We start from the raw sequence: 18,356 nt of genomic DNA, 5'->3' as shown, positions 1-18,356 counted from the left end.
TGAGATTTGTTATGAGTGGATTTTTTCTCAGACAAGGCGCTTTTCGCAGGCGATACTTAGAGCGTATCGACAAGAAATGCAACGCAGGATGGGGAAAAATTCACCATAACAAAGCCGAAGGATGAAATTTGAACAGCCTCTTACCTTTTCACTGCCGGCTTCCAGCGAATCGCGTCAATCGTAATATATGCAGTAGCTGCAATTTCAAAGGCGGAAAAAACGGCATAATACGGCGACGGTTTGCCCATAAACAGCGTTGCCGATTGCGCCAGAGTCATAAACGCACCGGAAGCAATTTGTACCCAACGCAGTGTGCGTTCGTTTTTAATTACCTGCGGAAGAAACACGTTGGCAATAGGCACCTGCATGAAACATGCCGCTGCGGTAAGAAAGCCCGGCGTAATACGCATTCCGCCCACTGTTCCGGACTGATACTGAGCCAGCATGTTGGCATCCATTAATCCCGCAATATCGGCGTAGAGGTAATTGAGTGTGGCGAAAGCCCAAAGTCCGCTGTAAATATTGCGACGATTCTTAATAAACGGTTCGGTTTCGTTGGCACGCAGGCCAAGCTGTATTTCATTTTGCTGCATGTGCATGGTATTCGCTGTAAATAGTTTTTGGATATTCATTTTGGGCTTCAGGCCACTCACTTGCCGGAAAGCATTGAAGTAAAAAAAAGCTCCGGCGCCTCGGCGCTCACGCACCGATGAGGTTTTCTGACCAGCGAACGCCTGCGCAGGAGTTTGATGAAATGACGGAGATGAGCGAAAATGGCCGGCCGTATTCATTACAGGATTTGTTTTTTTTGCAATCAATGACTCAGCCAAAGGCTCATGTTGTTGCGCATTGAGAGTAATTCCCATAACACTCACAATTAGGGAAGGAATTAGATTAAGAATAATTTTCATACTGTTTTGTTTTAGAATTCCGGCGTCAAAAGTATTTCTGCCAGCAGGGCCGGTCATTGATCCGGGTTAAGAAATCACTAAAAAAATCACACAAAACAGTGTCTGATGCATTTCTTGATTCTGGTCAAGCTACGCTTTCCACAAAAAAAACAACCTTTGCAAAAACAGTTACGTATGCTCACACAGGTAAATCCTAAACTGCCCATGCGCAGTAAATCAGTTACAAAAGAATTCTATACGCAGCAGCTTGGCTTTACAGATAGTAGTGCGGCTGATTACGAAAATTATCTGATAGTGGAGAAAGACAAGGTTCAGCTTCATTTCTTTTCTCACCCCACACTCAACCCAACCGAAAATTATGGTCAGATTTATATCCGCACCGATGATGTGGTGAGTTTGTACGAAACGCTGAAAAGCCGCAATGTTGCCATACATCCCGGCGGACAATTAAAAATACAGCCCTGGGGGCAAAAGGAATTTTCGGTACTCGATCCTGATCACAACCTGCTTACATTCGGGCAGGAGGTGTGAGTAAGTTATTGCTTATTTTAATACCCACGCTTGGCTTTCGCACCTTCAAAACGATAACCGATCTGCAGCGAAAGGCACGAATTCTTTATCAGCAACTCATTGGTATCAATTCGGCCGGTGTAAATAAAGCGCGAAAGGTTGTAGCGGAATAACAGCTCAAACGAAATAAATTTCTCCGATGTTTTGATACGCTTATCAAGTCCGAGTCCGGCCATGATTACGTTACCGGTTTGGTTTCCGATAAACCAGTTTTCAAACGTAAGCTGTGTGGAACCACCCCACACGCCGCCTCCATTTACTTTTGATACATCGGTTGTGCTGCCGAGGAATACTTTAGGGGCATAGCCACCAAGCAGATATAAAATAGACGTGGCATTGGCCTCGTTGCTGGTAAGGCCGGCGCGGAACATAATGGGCACATACAACTCAAGTGTGCGCAGGCGGTGATTATAGTTGTAGCTGCTGTCGTAAAACACCGAATGGCCGGGCGCGAAATAATACGTATCAAAACTGCATGCCTGCGACATGAGCTCCATGCCGATTTGTATATGAAATGATGATGAGGGGAAAAAGTGCATACGAAACATGCCGGTAAAGCCGGGCAACGGTTTGGCTTGCTTACTCTCTCGTGTATCCGTGCGAAAGAATGAAACTACTGGTCCGCCTGCATAGCTGAATGCATAGGTTCGCCGCGCAAAATCAGGCGGTGCGGTGCGGGTGAACAAACTGCCCGAACGGGCTTGCACAAGCAGGGGGATGAGTGCGAACAATAGGGAGAGGCAACGGGTCATTTGCGCTGATAAACTTTTTGTCCCTGAATGTAGGTAGCCAGCACCTGAATGCCAGCCAGTTTTGATTCGGGACAGGTCATAGGGTCGGTGTCGATAATGATAAAGTCGGCAAAGCGGCCAGCGGCAATGCTTCCTTTTTCATTTTCTGCAAACTCGGCGTATGCAGCCCAGCGGGTCATGCCAAGCAATGCATCGGTGCGGCTGAGTGCGTTTTCTTTCTGGTAGCCGCCGGCGGGAAAGCCTTTTGCATCGGTGCGCACCACGGCGGCGTGGAGGGTAAGCCAGGGGCTGATTTGCTCTACCGGGAAATCGGTGCCGAGCGCAACCGTTCCTGCGCTTTTGCGCAATGCATTAAGCGCATACGCCCAGCGCACGCGCACATCACCCAGCCTGTCGGCCGCCCAGTACATATCGCTGGTGGCGTGTGTGGGCTGCATGGAGGGAATAATGCCGTAGTCTTTGAACCAGTGCAGATCAGCCGGCTGTACAACCTGCGCGTGTTCAATACGCCAGCGTTGTGCGGCTTTGTCTTTTACGAGCAGTGTATCTTCCAGCAATGAGGCATAAAGCCGCAACGTCATACGCGCAGCCGAATCGCCGATGCAATGTGTGTTTACCTGAAAACCTTTGGCAGCCACCTTGCGGAATTTTTCTTCGTAATGTTTTCGCGTCCGCAGTAAAAAGCCACGGTGGCCGGGCAAATCGCTGTAATCATTCAGCAAGCACGCCCCGCGCGAACCCAGCGCACCATCGCCGTAAAATTTAAACGAACGCACAATGAGCCGGTCGGTAATATACGGTCCCGAAGCAAGATAGTGCGTGTAGTTTGGCGCACTGTCGCTGAGCATGGCATACACACGTAGTTTCAGTTCGCCGCTCTTGTGCAGTTTGTCGATTGCATCAATGTCTTTTTTGAGCAACCCGGCATCAGTTACCGAAGTCAGTCCGGCCTCTACACAGTTGGCCTGTGCAGTAAGCAGGGCCTTACGCGTAACTTCATCATTTGGCGCAGGTACCACACGCTGCACAAGCTCCACGGCATTATCAATGAGCACACCGGTAAGCGAACCATCTTCACGACGCAACAGTTCGCCACCGTTCATGGTGAGTGTATCGCGTATGCCTGCGCGGCGCAACGCTTCACCATTAGCAAGCGCCGCATGCCCGTCTATACGTTGCAGCAATACGGGTGTACGCGGAAAAAGCGAATCAAGCTGCGCACGGTCAGGATAGGTTTTCGATGGCCAGTCGTTCTGATCCCAGCCGCGCCCGATTATCCACTCGCGGCGACTGGTGGCTGAATAAGTTTTTACGCGCTGCAGCACATCCGCAAATGAGGTGGTTCCCACCAGATCACATTCCTGCAAACCCAACCCATAGCCGGTAAAATGCGCATGTGCATCAATGAGTCCGGGTAAAATTACTTTCCCCTGTGCGTCAAGCATCGAGTCAGATTCAAACACCGCCGCAATACTTTCGTTTGTGCCCACCGCAGTAATGCGCCCGTCTTTCACGGCAAAACTTTCGAGCACGGCAAGTCCGCCATCCATTGTATATACCTTAGCATTATATACAATAAGATCAGCCTTTTTCAGCGACCGGCCGCAACCGGCCCACAGCAAGGCTGCCGCGAGTACGAAAGCAAAACGCATCATGTCTGAGAATGTCGGTTTACCGTGGTGGAATTGGCCTGTGCAGCAGGCATAATCACCATGTCGTTGATGTTTACATGCGCCGGGCGGTTTACGACCCAGAAAATAGTTTCGGCAATATCTTCGGCAGTAAGCGGCTGCAATCCGGCATACACCGTTTTTGCCCGCTGCTCATCGCCCTTGAAACGTACCAGAGAAAACTCGGTTTCGGCCATGCCGGGCGCAATTTGTGTAACCTTAATATGATGCGGAAGCAAATCAATACGCATGGCTTTGGTAAGCGCGTCAACCGCATGTTTGGTGGCACAATACACATTGCCGTTGGCATACACTTCCTTACCTGCAATGGAACCAATGTTTACAATGTGCCCTTGCTTACGGCTTTGCATAAGTGGTGCCACTGCACGGGTTACATACAGCAACCCTTTCACATTGGTATCAATCATCTGCTCCCAGTCGTCGAGACTACCCTCCTGCACCGGCGCAAGTCCGGCAGCAAGTCCGGCATTATTTACCAGCACATCAATGCTGTTCCACTCCGCAGGTAAATTGCCGAACACGGTTTTCACATCAGCCGCATTGCGTACGTCAAACGCCAGCGAAAGTACATTCACTCCAAACTTTTCGCGGAGCTGCCTTTCGAGCAGTTCGAGACGTACTTTGCGGCGGCCGGTAATGATGATGTTCCAGCCATTGGCCGCAAACAACTCGGCAGTGGCTTTTCCAAAACCGGCTGATGCGCCGGTAATCAGTATTGTTTTTTTTGTTGCTGCCATACAATTAAGCCGCGTTATTAGCCTGCGCCAAACGACTGTGCTTGCGGCCGTAGTTGAAGTAAATGACCAGACCAATTACCAGCCACACCGTAAACCAAAGCCACTGGTGAATGGGAATCTGTGCCATCATATACAAACACGAGAGCAGGCCGAGCACCGGAATGAGTGAAAGTTTTTTCATTACACACCGGTAGGAAATGAAGAAGGTAATGAGGATAAAAATCCACATGGGTATGTTGTGTGCAAACACACCCAGCCCGCTTTGATATTTCAAGGAATAATCAACCGGCAGGCGGCGTATTACATCATGGCGCGTATTGTCTGAAAGACCGTTGAGTAAACCTGCGGTGGATGAAGTATCAAACGATTCGGGAGCGAGTTTGATTTCTGATGCGAGGAAGTTGCGTACTTCGGCCTCCTTGCCGTTTTGCACAATTGCCTTGGTGAGTGCTTCTGTATCGGTATTAAGCGTGCGGCTGCTTAGAAAATCCATGGTGCCTTCTTTGGCAAACATGAACGTGAGCACAATGGAAAGCACCACCAGCACCGGCACTACAAACTGCGAGTTGAAGTAAGGTGTGCGGAATTTTCCGCGAGGTGCATCGGGCAGCGTTTCAAGGCGCAGCACACCGGCACACACCAGCACAAATGCAAACAGGGTTCCAATGCTGGTGAGGTCGGTTACAAAGCTCAGGTTCATAAACAGCACGCCGCCGCCTACAATAAGGCCAGCTACGATAGTGGCAAACGACGGTGTTTTGAAACGCGGGTGCAGTTTGGCAAAACGTTTGGGCAGCAAACCATCGCGGCTCATGCTCATCCAGATGCGCGGCTGGCCTAGCTGAAACACCAGCAACACGCTGGCCATGGCCACAATGGCGCTTACGGCAATAATACCTGACAGCCATTTCAGGTCAAGTTCCTGAAACACAAAAGCCAGCGGATCGTCCACATTAAGTTTTTCGAAACTTACCATGCCGGTAAGCACCAGCGCAATGAGCACATAAAGCACGGTGCAGATTACAATGGCCCACATCATGCCACGCGGCAAATCGCGTTGCGGATCCTTGCATTCTTCGGCTGTAGTAGAAATGGCATCAAAACCAATGTAGGCAAAGAACACCGCCGATACGCCCTTGAGAATGCCCGTAATGCCGTTGGGGGCAAACGGATCCCAGTTATCGGTATCCACATAAAATATGCCCACTGCAATAACCAGCAGAATAATGGCCAGCTTAATAATAACCATCGCATTGCTGGCATTGCGCGATTCTTTAATACCCCGGTACACGAGCCAGGTAATGAGCCCCACAATAAGCACCGCCGGCGCATCGAAAATAATGTGCAGGCCAAAAATTTTCGGGCATTCAGTCCAGGCGAGATAAGCCTCGCGCAAACCGCCTTCGAGCGCGGCCGGTGAGGCAATGCTGCCCGACGAGAGTGCAGCCATGGCTTCGTTAAAGCCTTTGTGTGCGGTAAATACATCGGTAGTAAGCCAGGCGGGTAAATGAATGCCTCCGCTTTCCAGCAGCGAGGTAAAGTAGCCCGACCAGCCAATGGCCACGGCTATATTGCCAATGGCATATTCCATAATCAACGCCCAGCCGATAATCCAGGCAAATAACTCACCAAAGGCTACGTAGGAATAGGTATATGCACTGCCCGATACCGGCAGCATGGAGGCAAATTCGGCGTAGGCAAACGCGGCAAAACCGCAGGCAATGGCGGTAAAGAGGAACAGGAAAATTACACCCGGCCCGCCATCAAAACTGGCTTTACCGATGGTGGTAAAAATTCCGGCGCCAATAATGGCCGCAATGCCCAGCGCAGTAAGATCGCGCACGCCAAGATGCTTGGAAAGTGTGCCGCCGTGGCCGTCGCTTCCTTCAAGCTCAACCTGTTTCAGGATTTGAGTAACCGATTTTTTTCGGAATAAATCTTTGAATGCCATGTAGGAGTTGCTGCCTGCTTTGGTTTCAGGCTCTGGCAAATGTAATAAAATAAAGGGGTGAGAATGGCTCGAAAAAGAGGTTATCCCCCCGGGGCCGGCAATGCGGTAATTTGTTTATCCGTATAGCTGGTTCTGATTTTCCAGTTACTTCAGATACACATACTTTCGCACACAGGTTCCTTCGGGCGAAAGCAAAAACTTCGGATCATATATGGCCGCGGTTTCGGGCAATCCGCTTCGGCTGTATGTATATGTTTCGCGGGTAATGAGTTTATTTTTACGATACACCGTTTTGTCGGTAAGCCGTTGTTGATTATCGTAGCGGTAAATAATGGAATCAGCAGGATGATGGGGGCAGTTGCGGGATAATTTCCATGCCGAATCAGTAGGCAGATTTTTTTGTTCGATGGCAATAATGAGCTGCTGGGCGGGATAATGTGTAACCTCGGTAAAATCGGTTTTTCCGGTGTTTGCGTTGCGCGTTTCAATAAGCACGTTGCTGCCGGGTTCTTTCATTTCGGATGTAAAAGCCACCGCCACCTGAGCCAGCGGATACGTCTGCATCCGGCCAAACTGAGCCACCTGTAAGGTATCAAACACCCGCACCGAGGAACTGTCGGGATCTTTATAGTCGGAAAGCACCACAATTTGCCTGATGCCGCGCTTTGCCAGCGCAAGGGAGTCGAAAAAAGGCTGCTGAGCAACCACATTTCCGGCAGTGAACCACAGGATAAGAAACAGGAAAAACCGGTTTGGCATGAATACAATAATAACGGAATTGGCCGGGTGAAAATCACCCGTTAATAAAATCTGAAAAACCCGGTTTTGCCCTTCCCTGCCCTGCCGTAACTTTGTACAACCAATTTTCCCGGCTATGCAGCAGTATCACCAGCTTATGCAGCACGTGCTTGATCACGGCGCTGTGAAAACCGACCGCACAGGCACAGGCACCATCAGCGTGTTTGGCTACCAGATGCGTTTTAACCTGCAGGACGGTTTTCCGGTGGTCACTACCAAAAAGCTGCACCTGCGCTCCATCATACACGAGCTGCTCTGGTTCCTGCGCGGCGATACCAATATTGCCTACCTCAAGGAAAACGGCGTAAGCATTTGGGACGAATGGGCCGACGAAAACGGTAATCTCGGTCCGGTTTACGGCTCACAGTGGCGCTCGTGGCCCACGGCTGATGGCCGCCATATCGACCAGATTACGCAGGTGATTGACCAGATCCGCCGTAACCCTGATTCGCGCCGCCTGATTGTGAGTGCGTGGAATGTAGGCGAAATTGAACACATGAAACTGCCACCCTGCCACGCCTTTTTCCAGTTCTATGTGGCCGATGGCAAACTCAGCTGCCAGCTCTATCAGCGCAGCGCCGATATTTTCCTCGGCGTGCCGTTTAACATAGCCTCCTACGCCCTGCTCACCATGATGGTGGCGCAGGTATGCAACCTCCGGCCCGGCGAGTTTGTACATACCCTCGGCGATGCACACCTCTACAGCAATCACATTGAGCAAGCCAAACTCCAGCTCAGCCGCGAATGCCGCAAACTGCCGGTGATGAAAATCAATCCGGAGGTGAACGATATTTTTGGGTTTAAGTTTGAGGATTTTGTGCTGGAGGGCTATGATCCGCATCCGCATATTAAGGCGGTTGTGGCGGTGTAGTGCATAGAAGTTAATTCTTTACGACCTTTACACCCGCTATGCAACTTTTCTACCGCAAACAAGGCAGCGGGCGGCCATTAGTAGTTTTGCACGGACTGTTTGGTATTTCCGACAACTGGGCAGCGCTGGCCAAACGCTGGGCCGACGAGTTTACCGTTTACACACTTGACCTTCGCAATCACGGGCAGTCGCCGCACAGCGATGAATGGAGCTACACAGCTATGGCCGATGATGTGGTTGAGTTTTTCGGTACTGAGCGCCTGCATGATGTGGTGTTGCTCGGGCATTCGATGGGCGGAAAAACGGCCATGCGCCTCGCTCTTGATTATCCGATGGCCATTTCAAAACTCATTGTGGCTGATATTGCGCCGCGCCGTTATCCGGTGGGGCAGCAGGATGTGGTAGCTGCGCTGCTCGATGTGAATCTGCCCGCGCTCGAATCGCGAAAGGATGCAGAAGCCGTGTTGCGCACACACCTGCACGACGAAGGCACCATACAATTCCTGCTCAAAAATCTTTACTGGCGCGATTTACCCGGCGGCGGTAAACAGCTCGACTGGCGTTTCAACCTCCCGGTTATCAGTCAAAACATGCACATTGTGGCCGAGCCCACCGAAACACCGGCTCCGTGCGAAATTGAAACGCTTTTTATACGCGGCGCAAAATCAAATTACGTCACCGACGAGGATGCGGCGCAGCTTCCGCAGCTTTTCACTCATTCGCAACTTATTACAATAGCCGATGCCGGCCATTGGGTACACGCCAACCAGCCTGATGCATTTTATGAGGCGGTGCGCAATTTTGCACTGTAATTGCAAATGAAACCAGTACACGTGCGTATTTTAGTTGAGCAATCAGAAATACGCAGCAGAGATAATTAAATATGCGCAGGCCCGGGTAACATGCCCGGCAGGCATTTCTGATTTCCCGCCGTTTACAGGCAAAACCCGCCTGCTTTTACTCCGCAAAAAATACCGATCTTCGCGCCAGATACGAACACGCATACTATACATATGACAGCAGATATTGTAACCAACAAAGGCACGCTCACCGTGTCTTTCTACGAGCAGGATGCTCCGGGACACGTGGCCAACTTTGTGAAACTGGCAAAAAGCGGCTTTTACGACGGCCTGAAATGGCACCGCGTAATTCCGGGCTTTGTAATTCAGGGCGGATGCCCCAACACCCGCGAAGGCGCAACCGGCATGCCCGGCACAGGCGGCCCCGGCTGGACCATTCCCTGCGAACTTACCGGCGGCAACCAGTACCACGATCGTGGCGTGCTCTCTATGGCGCACCGTGGCCCCAACACAGGCGGCTCACAATTTTTTGTGGTACTCAGCCGCCAGCAAACCGCTCACCTCGACCGCAAACACACCTGCTTTGGCAAAGTAACCAGCGGCCTCGAAATTCTCGACTCGATTCGCGAAGGCGACAGCATTGAAAAAGTGACCATTCACGACGATGCCGCCGGTAATGCCTGATTACCGGTCATCTAACCAGTAACTTAATTCGTATGAAAACCGGGTCATAAGCCCGGTTTTTTGCGTTAGTATTGCAGTACTGAGTTATGGAACACGAAAACCACATCCCCCCAAACGGGCCGGCAACACCTTACTGGCCTTCGCAGGCACCTGCGCCCGAACCCGCGCCCGTGCTATACAACAAATTCATGCAGGCCGGCCTTCAGGGCCGAAATAAGTTTGGCTTTTACCTCGCCACCGGTGCATTGGCCATGGGCGGATATTTGCTTGGACAAATCCCGTTTTTGTTTATTGCCGTTATCGCAATAAAAAACAAATACGTAAACCTCACCGATCCCGACATCAATTCAAAGCTGCTCAACCCGGAAATAATTCATCAGCCACCGTGGTTAGTGCTTGCGCTCACACTGTTCATTTTTGTGGTGGCCATGGCCGGGCTTTGGCTGGGCGTAACCAAAGTGCAGCGTAAAAAATTTCTGAGTATTGTTACAGGCCACCCGAAATTCCGCCGCGAACGCTTCATTACCGGTCTCACGCTTTGGGGTGGTTTAATGGCTGTAATGCTGGCGGTGAATATGGCAAGCAAGCCCGATGAAGTGGTTTATTCATTCAGTGTAAAAGACTTCATTCCTTCCTTTGTGGTAGCCATATTGCTGCTCCCGGTTCAAACCTGGTTCGAAGAATTTTTCATGCGCGGAAACTTGCTTCAGGGTTTTGCTCAGGCCACCAAAAGCCCGGTGTGGGGCATCATAATTACCTCACTCATTTTTGCCGGCATGCACATGTTTAATCCCGAAGCGGCTAAATACGGGCGGCTTGCCGTGCTGCCGCAATATTTGCTGCCTGCCATTTTGTTTGGTGTAATTACCGTGCTCGATGAAGGGCTTGAACTGGCAATGGGCATGCACTTCATCAACAACCTGTTTGGCGCAGTGGTAATTACTTCGTCAGACAGTGCCATCCAATCGAGTACTATCTGGCGCAGTGTGGGCGAAATGAATATGGCCGCAGAAAACATCAGTTACCTGATTGTAATGACTGTGGTAATTGCATTTCTCTGGTGGCGCTACAAATGGAAAACCGATAAACTTTTCCGCTGGCATTAATCCGATCGCTCAATACACGATATATGAAAAAAGCTGTATTATTTTTCTCGCTCTGCTTCGTGCTTCAGGCAGCCGCACAAATACAAACCGACCGCTATCAGTTTTCGGTTGATTTGCGTAATGTAAAACGCGATCAGTTGAAGGTTGAACTGATTACTCCCAAAATTGCATCCGACACAGCCGTTTACATGATGCCCGCAATGGTGCCGGGTACATACTCGGTATATGATTTCGGGCGGTTTGTATGGGATTTTGAAGCTTATGATGCGCAGGAAAATAAACTTCCGGTGAAACGCAGCAACGAAAATTCGTGGACAATTACCGACGCGAAAAAGCTGTACAAAATCACTTACAATGTAGAAGACACGTGGGATACGCCACAGAAAAAGGCATTTGTATTTGAACCCGGTGGCACCAACATTCAGGCCGACACAAATTTTGTAATCAACACACATGGTTTCTTTGGCTACTTCAAAGGCCTGACGCGCTCGCGCTACGAAGTAAGCATTACGCACCCGCCCGGATTTTACGGCGCTACCGGTCTTAACGATGTCACCCGCACCGAACTCACCGACACCTACCACGTAGCGAACTACATGGATCTGGCTGATGGCCCGATGATGTATTGTCGCCCCGACACCACACACCTACTGGTGGGCAATACCGATGTACTTATCTCGGTGTATTCGCCAAAAAAACTAGTGAGTGCACAATTTGTGGCCGATAGTTTGCGCATTCTGCTCGATCAGCAGCGGCAGTACCTCGGCGGCACACTTCCGGTAAACAACTACGCCTTTATCATTTACCTTACTGATCCGCAGGTAGGATTTAAATCGGGGTCAATGGGGGCGCTCGAACATTCATACTCATCGTTCTATGCGCTGCATGAAGAAAAGCCGCAAGACATAGCGCAAATGATAAAAGATGTAGCGGCGCATGAGTTTTTTCACATCGTTACTCCGCTCAACATCCATTCTGAGCAAATCGGCGATTTTGATTTCAATAAGCCGCAGATGTCGCAGCACCTATGGCTGTACGAAGGACTCACCGAGTATTCGGCGCAACATGTGCAGGTGAAATATGGCTCTATGAGCATGGATGATTTTCTGGCCGTGATGCGTCAGAAAATGGTTACCTCTACCGCGCGCTACGACGATGAATTACCCTTTACCACCATGAGCAAAGGGGTGCTTGATAAACACGAAGAACAATACGGCAACGTGTATCAGAAAGGCGCACTCATTGCTATGTGTCTTGATATTAAACTGCTGCAACTTTCGGGCGGCACCTATGGTACGCAGGAACTCATGCGCGATTTGTCGAAACGGTTCGGCAAGGATAAATCGTTTCCTGATGATTCGCTTTTTCAGATTATCACGGCAATGACCTATCCTGAAATCGGCGATTTCTTTAAGCGATATGTGGCCGGAAACGAACCGCTGCCGTTTGAAGAAGTGTTTGCGGCGGTAGGAATCGGGTATGAGAAGAAAGTAAAGGCGCAGGCACTCACACCGTTTGGTGGTTACGGGTTGATGGTTGACGACCGCGGACGGCTGGTGTTGTTTCCGGAAGAGCCCAACGCATTTGCGCGTGAAATGGGTTATCAGCGCGGCGATGAGATCTTATCGGTAAATGGAAAAAAAGTAACGCTCAATAATGCGGCTGCTGTGCTTGGCAGTTTTGTAGAAAAGGCGATGACCAAGCCTGGCTACAAAATAAAGATGAAGGTTCGTCGTGAGCGCGAAGACGGCAGCTCCTATACAGTGAAACTCAAAGGACGTATGCATCCGGTAGAGGTAAACCGCCGCCATGTGCTCACGCCTTCCAACGATGCCACTCCGGCCCAGCTCAAGCTGCGCAAATCGTGGATTAACCGCTAACCGTGTATGGAAGCAGCCGGCATACGCATAAACCGTAAGCAGCTCTACTGGGTTTTTCAGTTGGGCGGCTGGTCGGTGTATGCCGTTCTCAATGCCGTGTATCTGGTGCTTGCCGACAGGTTCCGGCCCGCCATTGCGGTTGAGCTTTTGCTGCTCTGGCTGCTGGGTATTTCGCTTACCCAATCGCTGCGCACAGTAATTATTCGCCGCAACTGGCTGCGCCTGCCACTTGTACAAGTTATTCCGCGCATGCTGGGCGTCATTCTGCTCATGGCGGTACCCATGCAGCTGCTGCATTTGCTGTTTCGCATTTTGCTGGTGGGCAATTCGGGCATACCCGAAAACTTGACCGGGCTTTTTACCGGGCTGCTCAACTTTTCATTTTTCTTCTTGCTTTGGTCGCTCATTTACTTCACCGTGCATTATCTCGAACATGCGCGGCAAACCGAAATACGCAACCTGCGCTGGGAAGCAGCCATGCGCGAAACCGAGCTCAACCGCCTCAAGGCACAGCTTAATCCGCATTTCATGTTCAATGCGCTCAATTCCATACGCGCATTGGTTGACGAAGATCCGCAGCGGGCACGCGATGCCGTGACACAGCTTTCGGGCTTGCTGCGCACCACGCTCCAAATGGGAAAGCAAAAGGTAATTCCGTTTGAACAGGAAGTGGAGGCCATACGCAATTACCTTGCACTTGAAACGGCACGTTTTGAAGAGCGTTTACAATACTCGCTGCACATTGAAGCTGGCTGCGAAAATATTTTTGTGCCTCCAATGATGGTTCAAACACTGGTAGAAAACGGCATTAAACACGGTATTGCCAAATTAGCCAAAGGCGGCCGGATAGAAGTGAATGCCCGCAGCGATGAAAATGGCCTGCACATTCGCATTGTGAACTCCGGCACCTGGAAACCTGATGCCACACCCGAATCCGGATTCGGTTTGCGCAATACCTACGAACGCCTGCAACTGCTTTACAACGGCCGCGCCCGCTTCGAAATTGGCAGCGGCTCCGATGAAACTGTAATTACAACATTGTATCTGCCCAAACAACTAAGCGCATGAAAGTATTAATTGTTGACGATGAACGCCTCGCGCGTCAGGAACTGAAAAGCCTGCTCAGTTCTTATCCCGGAATTGAAATTGCCGGCGAATGCGGCGATGCGGTGTCCGCAATAGAAACCATTCAGCAGCTTAAACCCGATGTGGTTTTCCTCGACATACAAATGCCCGGCAAAAACGGTTTTGAACTGCTCGAAGAAATTTCATTTGTGCCCGAAGTCGTTTTCGTTACCGCACATGATGAGTATGCCATACGCGCTTTTGAAGTAAGCGCACTCGATTACCTGCTCAAACCCGTGCAACCCGCACGTTTGTCAGACACAATCCGCAAACTCACCTCGCGTCTGCACGAAAACAGCAACGCGCCCGAAAGAAACAATGTGCTTAACGAAACCGATCAGGTATTTGTAAAAGACGGTGAGAAATGCTGGTTTGTAAAACTCGGCGATGTACGCTTGTTTGAGTCGGAAGGAAACTATGTGCGCATCTATTTCAACAACTATAAGCCACTCATCCTCCGCTCACTCAACTACCTCGATGAACGGTTGAGTACAAAGGTTTTCTTCCGTGCCAGCCGAAAGCACATCATCAACCTGCACTGGGTGGAAGGTATTGAAAACTGGTTCAACGGCGGGCTCCTCGTAAAACTGAAAGGTGGTGAGCAGGTTGAAATTTCGCGCCGTCAGGCCGTGAAACTGAAGGAAATGATGAGTTTGTAACCTGTCTTCCCTCTACTCCGCTCGGGAGGACAGGTTACGGATGAATTGCTCGGGTGAATATTATCGGCATTAGTATTCAAGATGATCTCTTTTGTAATTATCGCCGGGGTTCAGGTGTAACGGATTCATATTCTACTGAGTAAATTACGCTGGTAATTTTCCATTGGCCGTTGGTTTTAATCAGTATCCAGCTTTCTTTTCCCCAGTTACGTTTTGTGCCGGCAGCCCAGTAACTGTAATCGAAGGTGATGGCTGCAAGATTTTCATCGTATGTAATATTGATGTTTTCAAATTTCTCTTCAACGGGATTTTTTTTGGTTAATGAATGTGCAAAGGAACGATAACCATTACTGTACCATTGACTCAGGGCGCTGTCCTTCTCTAATTTTTTAGCGTATGATTTCGCTTTATATACACCCACCCAGGTAACAGGATCTTCGTGAAAAAGTTTGCAAAAACGCGCACTGTCTTTCTTTACCATACAATCAGCAAACTCATCAATCACTTTACGGAGTTCTGCTTCTTCATCCCCTTTCAGCGCCATCCCCTTCTTCTCCTTTCTCACATTTTCCTCCTCGTATGAAAATACAACACTTGTAATTTTCCACTGACCATTTACTTTAATTAATGCCCAGCTTTCTTTCCCCCAATTTAACGGCTTACCGTTCTTCCAGAAACTGTAATCAAACGTAACCGAGGCAATACATTCATCATGATGAATAACCAGATTGTAAAATTTCTCAGCTTCTTTTTCCTGAGGTGTGATTGAACTATAGAAGGTTTGATAACTGTCAGAAAAGAAATCAGGTTCTTTCGGATTTTTCTTTCTGTATTTCATCAGTGTATTCTCCTTTGTAATTCCAACCCATACTACCGGATCTTCGTGAAAAAGAGAATAAAATGCGGCGCTGTCTTTTACTTCAAAACAATGCATAAATGAGTTTACAACCTGTTTAATTTGTTCTTCGTCGCTCTTTGTCTGATCGGGAGAAAATGAAAGCAGAAAAAGTGCAAGTACCGGAATGAACCGAAATATGTATTTCATAATAGCGTGAATATAAGAGCCTGTTTAAAATTCATCCTTTGGCTTTGTTTCGGCGCATTTTTCCTCATCCTGCGTTCTGTTTTTTGTCGATCCTCTCCAAGGATCGCCTGCAAAACACGCCTTGTCTGAGGAAAAATCCGCTCAACACAAAGCTCAAAAACAAATTTTAAACAGGCTCTAATTTGGTGAACGGATCAAACGTAGGTTGTTTCCTCACCATACATACTTTTTATCAACGATTATTAACGATGATTTTCAGTTTGAAACGTGTAATCACCTAATCGTTTTGTTTCAATAAGCTGAGCGTAAAGCACCTAATCAAAATTAATAGTACTGAAGAACAAACCTGTCAAAAGGTGCTTTGAGCGGAGCTTTCAAACCACTGCTTTTCAAACAATCGTTTGTCCAGTCGTTGCAGGTTTGAAAAAGATGATAGCTTCCATTGGCCCGAAAGAAATAATCATATTCCCAATAACCGGGCGATGAAATGGGATGAGCACGCCCCTGCGCATTGCACACGAAGGTTTGCCGGATAAATTTACAAAACAGCGCGTATTCATTTGTGCGAAGTTTTACCGGCCGGCAGCGCGCGGTTCGTGAAAAACCATGCTCATAAAACGCTACGTGCAGCAACGAAGGCGAGGGCACGAGCAACGCATTGCAGCAAGTACCAAAACCGGGAAATGTATTGTTATACGAATCAAGGTAAAAGCCTTCATCGCCCCAGCCTGCAGCCATCCATTTTGCATTGCGGTGTTTGCGTTGCAGCAGCGAATCGTCAAACAGTTCGAGCCAATTGGTTTGCGTGGTGGTTTCTTCAACCGGCAGAATAAGATCGGTATGAAAGCCGTTGCTGTGAATGTAAATGGTTATACCTGTTTCGGGCTGAACGTGCGAAGCATTAACAGGAATAGCTGATGCGATAAACGCATAACAGAAATAAGCCAGCGGCAAGGCAAGCAAATCAGTAAACAGCCATGCCGCTTTAAGCATTATTTTTCGCATGTATGTTTTTGCATAAAAACGCAATCTGCGGCCTGCTTATTTCTTCCGCACCACGTAATTTCCGATTACCAGATAATCCATATCAGCCTCGGCGAAACTGCGCACAGCATCTTCGGGCGTAGCTACAATGGGCTCACCTTTGATATTGAATGACGTATTTACGAGTACGGAGTAGCCGGTTTCCTTCTGAAAGGCTTCGAGCAGGCGACGCATTTCGGGGTTTTCGGTTTGGTTTACGGTTTGTATGCGCACGCTGTTATCGACGTGTGTAATGGCCGGAAGTTTATTGAGATACTCAGGCCGCACATTGTAAACGAAAAGCATATACGGATTCGGGAAATCACTGTCGAAATAGGTGCCGCAGCTTTCTTCAAGCACAATGGCGGCAAAGGGGCGGAATCCTTCGCGGAATTTTACGCGTGCGTTGAGAATGGCTTTCATATCGGCCACCAGCGGACTGGCGAGGATGCTCCGGTTGCCCAATGCGCGCGGCCCGAATTCCATGCGGCCCTGAAACCAGGCCAGAATATTACCTTCTGCCAGTTTCTTTGCCGCAAAGGTGTAGGGGTCGTCCATTTTTTCGTAGGGCAATCCGCAGGCTTTTACCGCTTTTTCATAGCGTGCATCATCATACGATGGACCGAGAAAAGCAGTATCCATAACCCATTTGCGCGGCCGCTTAAATACACCGTGATTAAGGTAAAGCGCCGCACCCAAAGCCGTACCCGAATCGCCGGCGGCCGGTTGCACAAAGATGTTTTTAAACAAACCTTCTTTGGCAATGAGTCCGTTGGTTACACTGTTCAGCGCCACTCCACCGGCCATGCACAGTGTATCTGAACCTGTTTGCTTTTTAAGTACGCGGGCCATGTGCAGAATTACGTCTTCCACAATATGCTGCGCTGCTGCGGCTACATTCAGCTCATGCTCGCTCCAGTCCCGGCCTTCGGTTTTTGAAGGGCCGAATGCATCGGTAAATTTTTTGGTAACACCGGTTTTGCGTGTGTAGTGATAACTCAGCCACGACATATCGAATGTAAAGCCGCCATCGTCGGTAAGTGTAACGATTTTGCGCATTTGCTCATACACTTCACTATCGTGCTTACCGTAAGAAGCAAGGCCCATCAGTTTTCCGGGCCCTTCAATAAGTTTAAAACCGAGGTGGCGCGACACGGCCTGATAAAAAGCACCTAACGAATACGGCGTATCCACCGTGCCTAATTTCTGAATTGTATTTCCTTTGGCATGTGCGCGTAGCACGGTGCTCCACTCGCCGGCACCATCAAGTGTAAGTATGGCCGCATCTTCGTAAGGTGTGCAGTAGTAAGCACTGGCGGCGTGGCAGAGATGGTGTTCCAACGTATGAAACTTAAACTTTGCCGGACGCGATTCGGGAAACAGTTCCTTGAGCTTTTCCGGCAAGCGTCGCATATCGCGCAGGTAATTGAGCATGCCCAGATTTTCTTCCACCGAAAACGAACGTTGCTCGCGCATCAGCGCCGGCACTTTGTTCCAGAACTTAAACAGGTAAACCGGAATCTTGGCGTACGAAATGGAAGGTTTCCAGAAAAACGCCACATGGTCAATATCGGCAAGCTGCAGGCCGGCATGATCAAGACAGGCGCGAATGGCATGTTCGGGTACGCCGCCAAAATGTTTTTTCCGGTTCAGGCGTTCTTCTTCCACTGCAAAAACTACCTTATCATCCACAATAAGTGCAGCAGCAGAATCGTGACCGTAGCAGTTGAAACCGAGTATGTTCATAAGAGGT

Annotated in this window: 17 protein-coding genes; 8 read left to right on the top strand and 9 right to left on the bottom strand. The window is 49.3% G+C overall.

Features of this window, described 5'->3' with window-relative positions; genetic code table 11:
- Nucleotides 1-140 precede the first annotated feature (140 nt).
- Nucleotides 141-791, bottom strand: a complete 651-nt coding sequence (locus IM638_16905; GenBank protein MCA6364717.1) for a hypothetical protein — start codon at nucleotides 789-791, stop codon at nucleotides 141-143.
- A 294-nt stretch (nucleotides 792-1,085) separates the two neighbouring features.
- On the opposite strand from IM638_16905, the gene IM638_16900 reads away from it, so the two are divergent.
- On the top strand, nucleotides 1,086-1,442 hold the full coding sequence (locus IM638_16900; protein ID MCA6364716.1) for a VOC family protein: 357 nt from the start codon (nucleotides 1,086-1,088) through the stop codon (nucleotides 1,440-1,442).
- Between the two features lie 17 nt (nucleotides 1,443-1,459).
- On the opposite strand, the gene IM638_16895 is transcribed toward IM638_16900, so the two are convergent.
- The 5 genes from IM638_16895 to IM638_16875 all read right to left on the bottom strand — a co-directional run bounded on the left by IM638_16895 (nucleotide 1,460) and on the right by IM638_16875 (nucleotide 7,371).
- Nucleotides 1,460-2,212 (bottom strand): hypothetical protein, encoded by a 753-nt coding sequence (locus IM638_16895; GenBank protein ID MCA6364715.1) that lies wholly within the window; start codon nucleotides 2,210-2,212, stop codon nucleotides 1,460-1,462.
- Between the two features lie 17 nt (nucleotides 2,213-2,229).
- Complete coding sequence (locus IM638_16890) at nucleotides 2,230-3,888, bottom strand: amidohydrolase (GenBank protein MCA6364714.1); 1,659 nt, start codon at nucleotides 3,886-3,888, stop codon at nucleotides 2,230-2,232.
- The gene (locus IM638_16885; protein MCA6364713.1) at nucleotides 3,885-4,661 is read right to left on the bottom strand and encodes an SDR family oxidoreductase; all 777 of its coding nucleotides are present in this window, start codon (nucleotides 4,659-4,661) and stop codon (nucleotides 3,885-3,887) included. Before IM638_16885 ends, IM638_16890 begins: the two co-directional genes overlap by 4 nt.
- Before the next feature lie 4 nt (nucleotides 4,662-4,665).
- Entirely contained in the window at nucleotides 4,666-6,612 is a 1,947-nt protein-coding gene (locus tag IM638_16880; GenBank protein MCA6364712.1) for an amino acid permease, read from the bottom strand.
- Nucleotides 6,613-6,756: 144 nt separating this feature from the next.
- Nucleotides 6,757-7,371, bottom strand: coding sequence for a hypothetical protein (locus IM638_16875; GenBank protein ID MCA6364711.1), 615 nt, complete (start codon nucleotides 7,369-7,371; stop codon nucleotides 6,757-6,759).
- Nucleotides 7,372-7,486: 115 nt separating this feature from the next.
- Here IM638_16875 and IM638_16870 point away from each other — a divergent pair, with 115 nt between their 5' ends.
- The 7 genes from IM638_16870 to IM638_16840 all read left to right on the top strand — a co-directional run bounded on the left by IM638_16870 (nucleotide 7,487) and on the right by IM638_16840 (nucleotide 14,535).
- The gene (locus tag IM638_16870; protein MCA6364710.1) at nucleotides 7,487-8,281 is read left to right on the top strand and encodes a thymidylate synthase; all 795 of its coding nucleotides are present in this window, start codon (nucleotides 7,487-7,489) and stop codon (nucleotides 8,279-8,281) included.
- Nucleotides 8,282-8,319: 38 nt separating this feature from the next.
- Complete coding sequence (locus tag IM638_16865) at nucleotides 8,320-9,093, top strand: alpha/beta fold hydrolase (GenBank protein MCA6364709.1); 774 nt, start codon at nucleotides 8,320-8,322, stop codon at nucleotides 9,091-9,093.
- A 201-nt stretch (nucleotides 9,094-9,294) separates the two neighbouring features.
- Nucleotides 9,295-9,765 carry a peptidylprolyl isomerase gene (locus IM638_16860; GenBank protein ID MCA6364708.1) on the top strand — a complete coding sequence of 157 codons (471 nt, stop codon included), beginning with the start codon at nucleotides 9,295-9,297 and terminating at the stop codon, nucleotides 9,763-9,765.
- Between the two features lie 86 nt (nucleotides 9,766-9,851).
- The gene (locus IM638_16855) at nucleotides 9,852-10,871 is read left to right on the top strand and encodes a CPBP family intramembrane metalloprotease (GenBank protein ID MCA6364707.1); all 1,020 of its coding nucleotides are present in this window, start codon (nucleotides 9,852-9,854) and stop codon (nucleotides 10,869-10,871) included.
- Between the two features lie 23 nt (nucleotides 10,872-10,894).
- Nucleotides 10,895-12,751, top strand: a complete 1,857-nt coding sequence (locus tag IM638_16850) for a peptidase M61 (protein MCA6364706.1) — start codon at nucleotides 10,895-10,897, stop codon at nucleotides 12,749-12,751.
- Nucleotides 12,752-12,757: 6 nt separating this feature from the next.
- Nucleotides 12,758-13,819, top strand: coding sequence for a histidine kinase (locus IM638_16845; protein MCA6364705.1), 1,062 nt, complete (start codon nucleotides 12,758-12,760; stop codon nucleotides 13,817-13,819).
- Nucleotides 13,816-14,535 carry a response regulator transcription factor gene (locus IM638_16840; GenBank protein ID MCA6364704.1) on the top strand — a complete coding sequence of 240 codons (720 nt, stop codon included), beginning with the start codon at nucleotides 13,816-13,818 and terminating at the stop codon, nucleotides 14,533-14,535. The genes IM638_16845 and IM638_16840 overlap by 4 nt, the downstream gene beginning before the upstream one ends.
- A gap of 97 nt (nucleotides 14,536-14,632) precedes the next feature.
- Here IM638_16840 and IM638_16835 read toward each other — a convergent pair whose 3' ends face one another.
- The 3 genes from IM638_16835 to IM638_16825 form a co-directional block, all read right to left on the bottom strand.
- Nucleotides 14,633-15,580, bottom strand: coding sequence for a nuclear transport factor 2 family protein (locus IM638_16835; protein MCA6364703.1), 948 nt, complete (start codon nucleotides 15,578-15,580; stop codon nucleotides 14,633-14,635).
- 324 nt (nucleotides 15,581-15,904) lie between these two features.
- The gene (locus IM638_16830; protein MCA6364702.1) at nucleotides 15,905-16,585 is read right to left on the bottom strand and encodes a DUF2459 domain-containing protein; all 681 of its coding nucleotides are present in this window, start codon (nucleotides 16,583-16,585) and stop codon (nucleotides 15,905-15,907) included.
- A 36-nt stretch (nucleotides 16,586-16,621) separates the two neighbouring features.
- Nucleotides 16,622-18,349 (bottom strand): carbamoyl transferase, encoded by a 1,728-nt coding sequence (locus tag IM638_16825; GenBank protein MCA6364701.1) that lies wholly within the window; start codon nucleotides 18,347-18,349, stop codon nucleotides 16,622-16,624.
- Between the last annotated feature and the right edge of the window lie 7 nt (nucleotides 18,350-18,356).

Source organism: Bacteroidota bacterium, assembly GCA_020402865.1.
Classification (GTDB): Bacteria; Bacteroidota; Bacteroidia; order Palsa-965; family Palsa-965.
This window is presented reverse-complemented; position numbering and strand designations above follow the sequence as displayed.

Coding starts and splice junctions, on each gene's coding strand:
- IM638_16840 (MCA6364704.1), top strand. CDS start 13,816: ATGAAAGTATTAATTGTTGACGATGAACGCCTCGCGCGTCAGGAACTG.
- IM638_16890 (MCA6364714.1), bottom strand. CDS start 3,888: ATGATGCGTTTTGCTTTCGTACTCGCGGCAGCCTTGCTGTGGGCCGGT.
- IM638_16900 (MCA6364716.1), top strand. CDS start 1,086: ATGCTCACACAGGTAAATCCTAAACTGCCCATGCGCAGTAAATCAGTT.
- IM638_16885 (MCA6364713.1), bottom strand. CDS start 4,661: ATGGCAGCAACAAAAAAAACAATACTGATTACCGGCGCATCAGCCGGT.
- IM638_16860 (MCA6364708.1), top strand. CDS start 9,295: ATGACAGCAGATATTGTAACCAACAAAGGCACGCTCACCGTGTCTTTC.
- IM638_16865 (MCA6364709.1), top strand. CDS start 8,320: ATGCAACTTTTCTACCGCAAACAAGGCAGCGGGCGGCCATTAGTAGTT.
- IM638_16835 (MCA6364703.1), bottom strand. CDS start 15,580: ATGAAATACATATTTCGGTTCATTCCGGTACTTGCACTTTTTCTGCTT.
- IM638_16845 (MCA6364705.1), top strand. CDS start 12,758: ATGGAAGCAGCCGGCATACGCATAAACCGTAAGCAGCTCTACTGGGTT.
- IM638_16855 (MCA6364707.1), top strand. CDS start 9,852: ATGGAACACGAAAACCACATCCCCCCAAACGGGCCGGCAACACCTTAC.
- IM638_16830 (MCA6364702.1), bottom strand. CDS start 16,585: ATGCGAAAAATAATGCTTAAAGCGGCATGGCTGTTTACTGATTTGCTT.
- IM638_16825 (MCA6364701.1), bottom strand. CDS start 18,349: ATGAACATACTCGGTTTCAACTGCTACGGTCACGATTCTGCTGCTGCA.
- IM638_16905 (MCA6364717.1), bottom strand. CDS start 791: ATGAATACGGCCGGCCATTTTCGCTCATCTCCGTCATTTCATCAAACT.
- IM638_16850 (MCA6364706.1), top strand. CDS start 10,895: ATGAAAAAAGCTGTATTATTTTTCTCGCTCTGCTTCGTGCTTCAGGCA.
- IM638_16870 (MCA6364710.1), top strand. CDS start 7,487: ATGCAGCAGTATCACCAGCTTATGCAGCACGTGCTTGATCACGGCGCT.
- IM638_16875 (MCA6364711.1), bottom strand. CDS start 7,371: ATGCCAAACCGGTTTTTCCTGTTTCTTATCCTGTGGTTCACTGCCGGA.
- IM638_16880 (MCA6364712.1), bottom strand. CDS start 6,612: ATGGCATTCAAAGATTTATTCCGAAAAAAATCGGTTACTCAAATCCTG.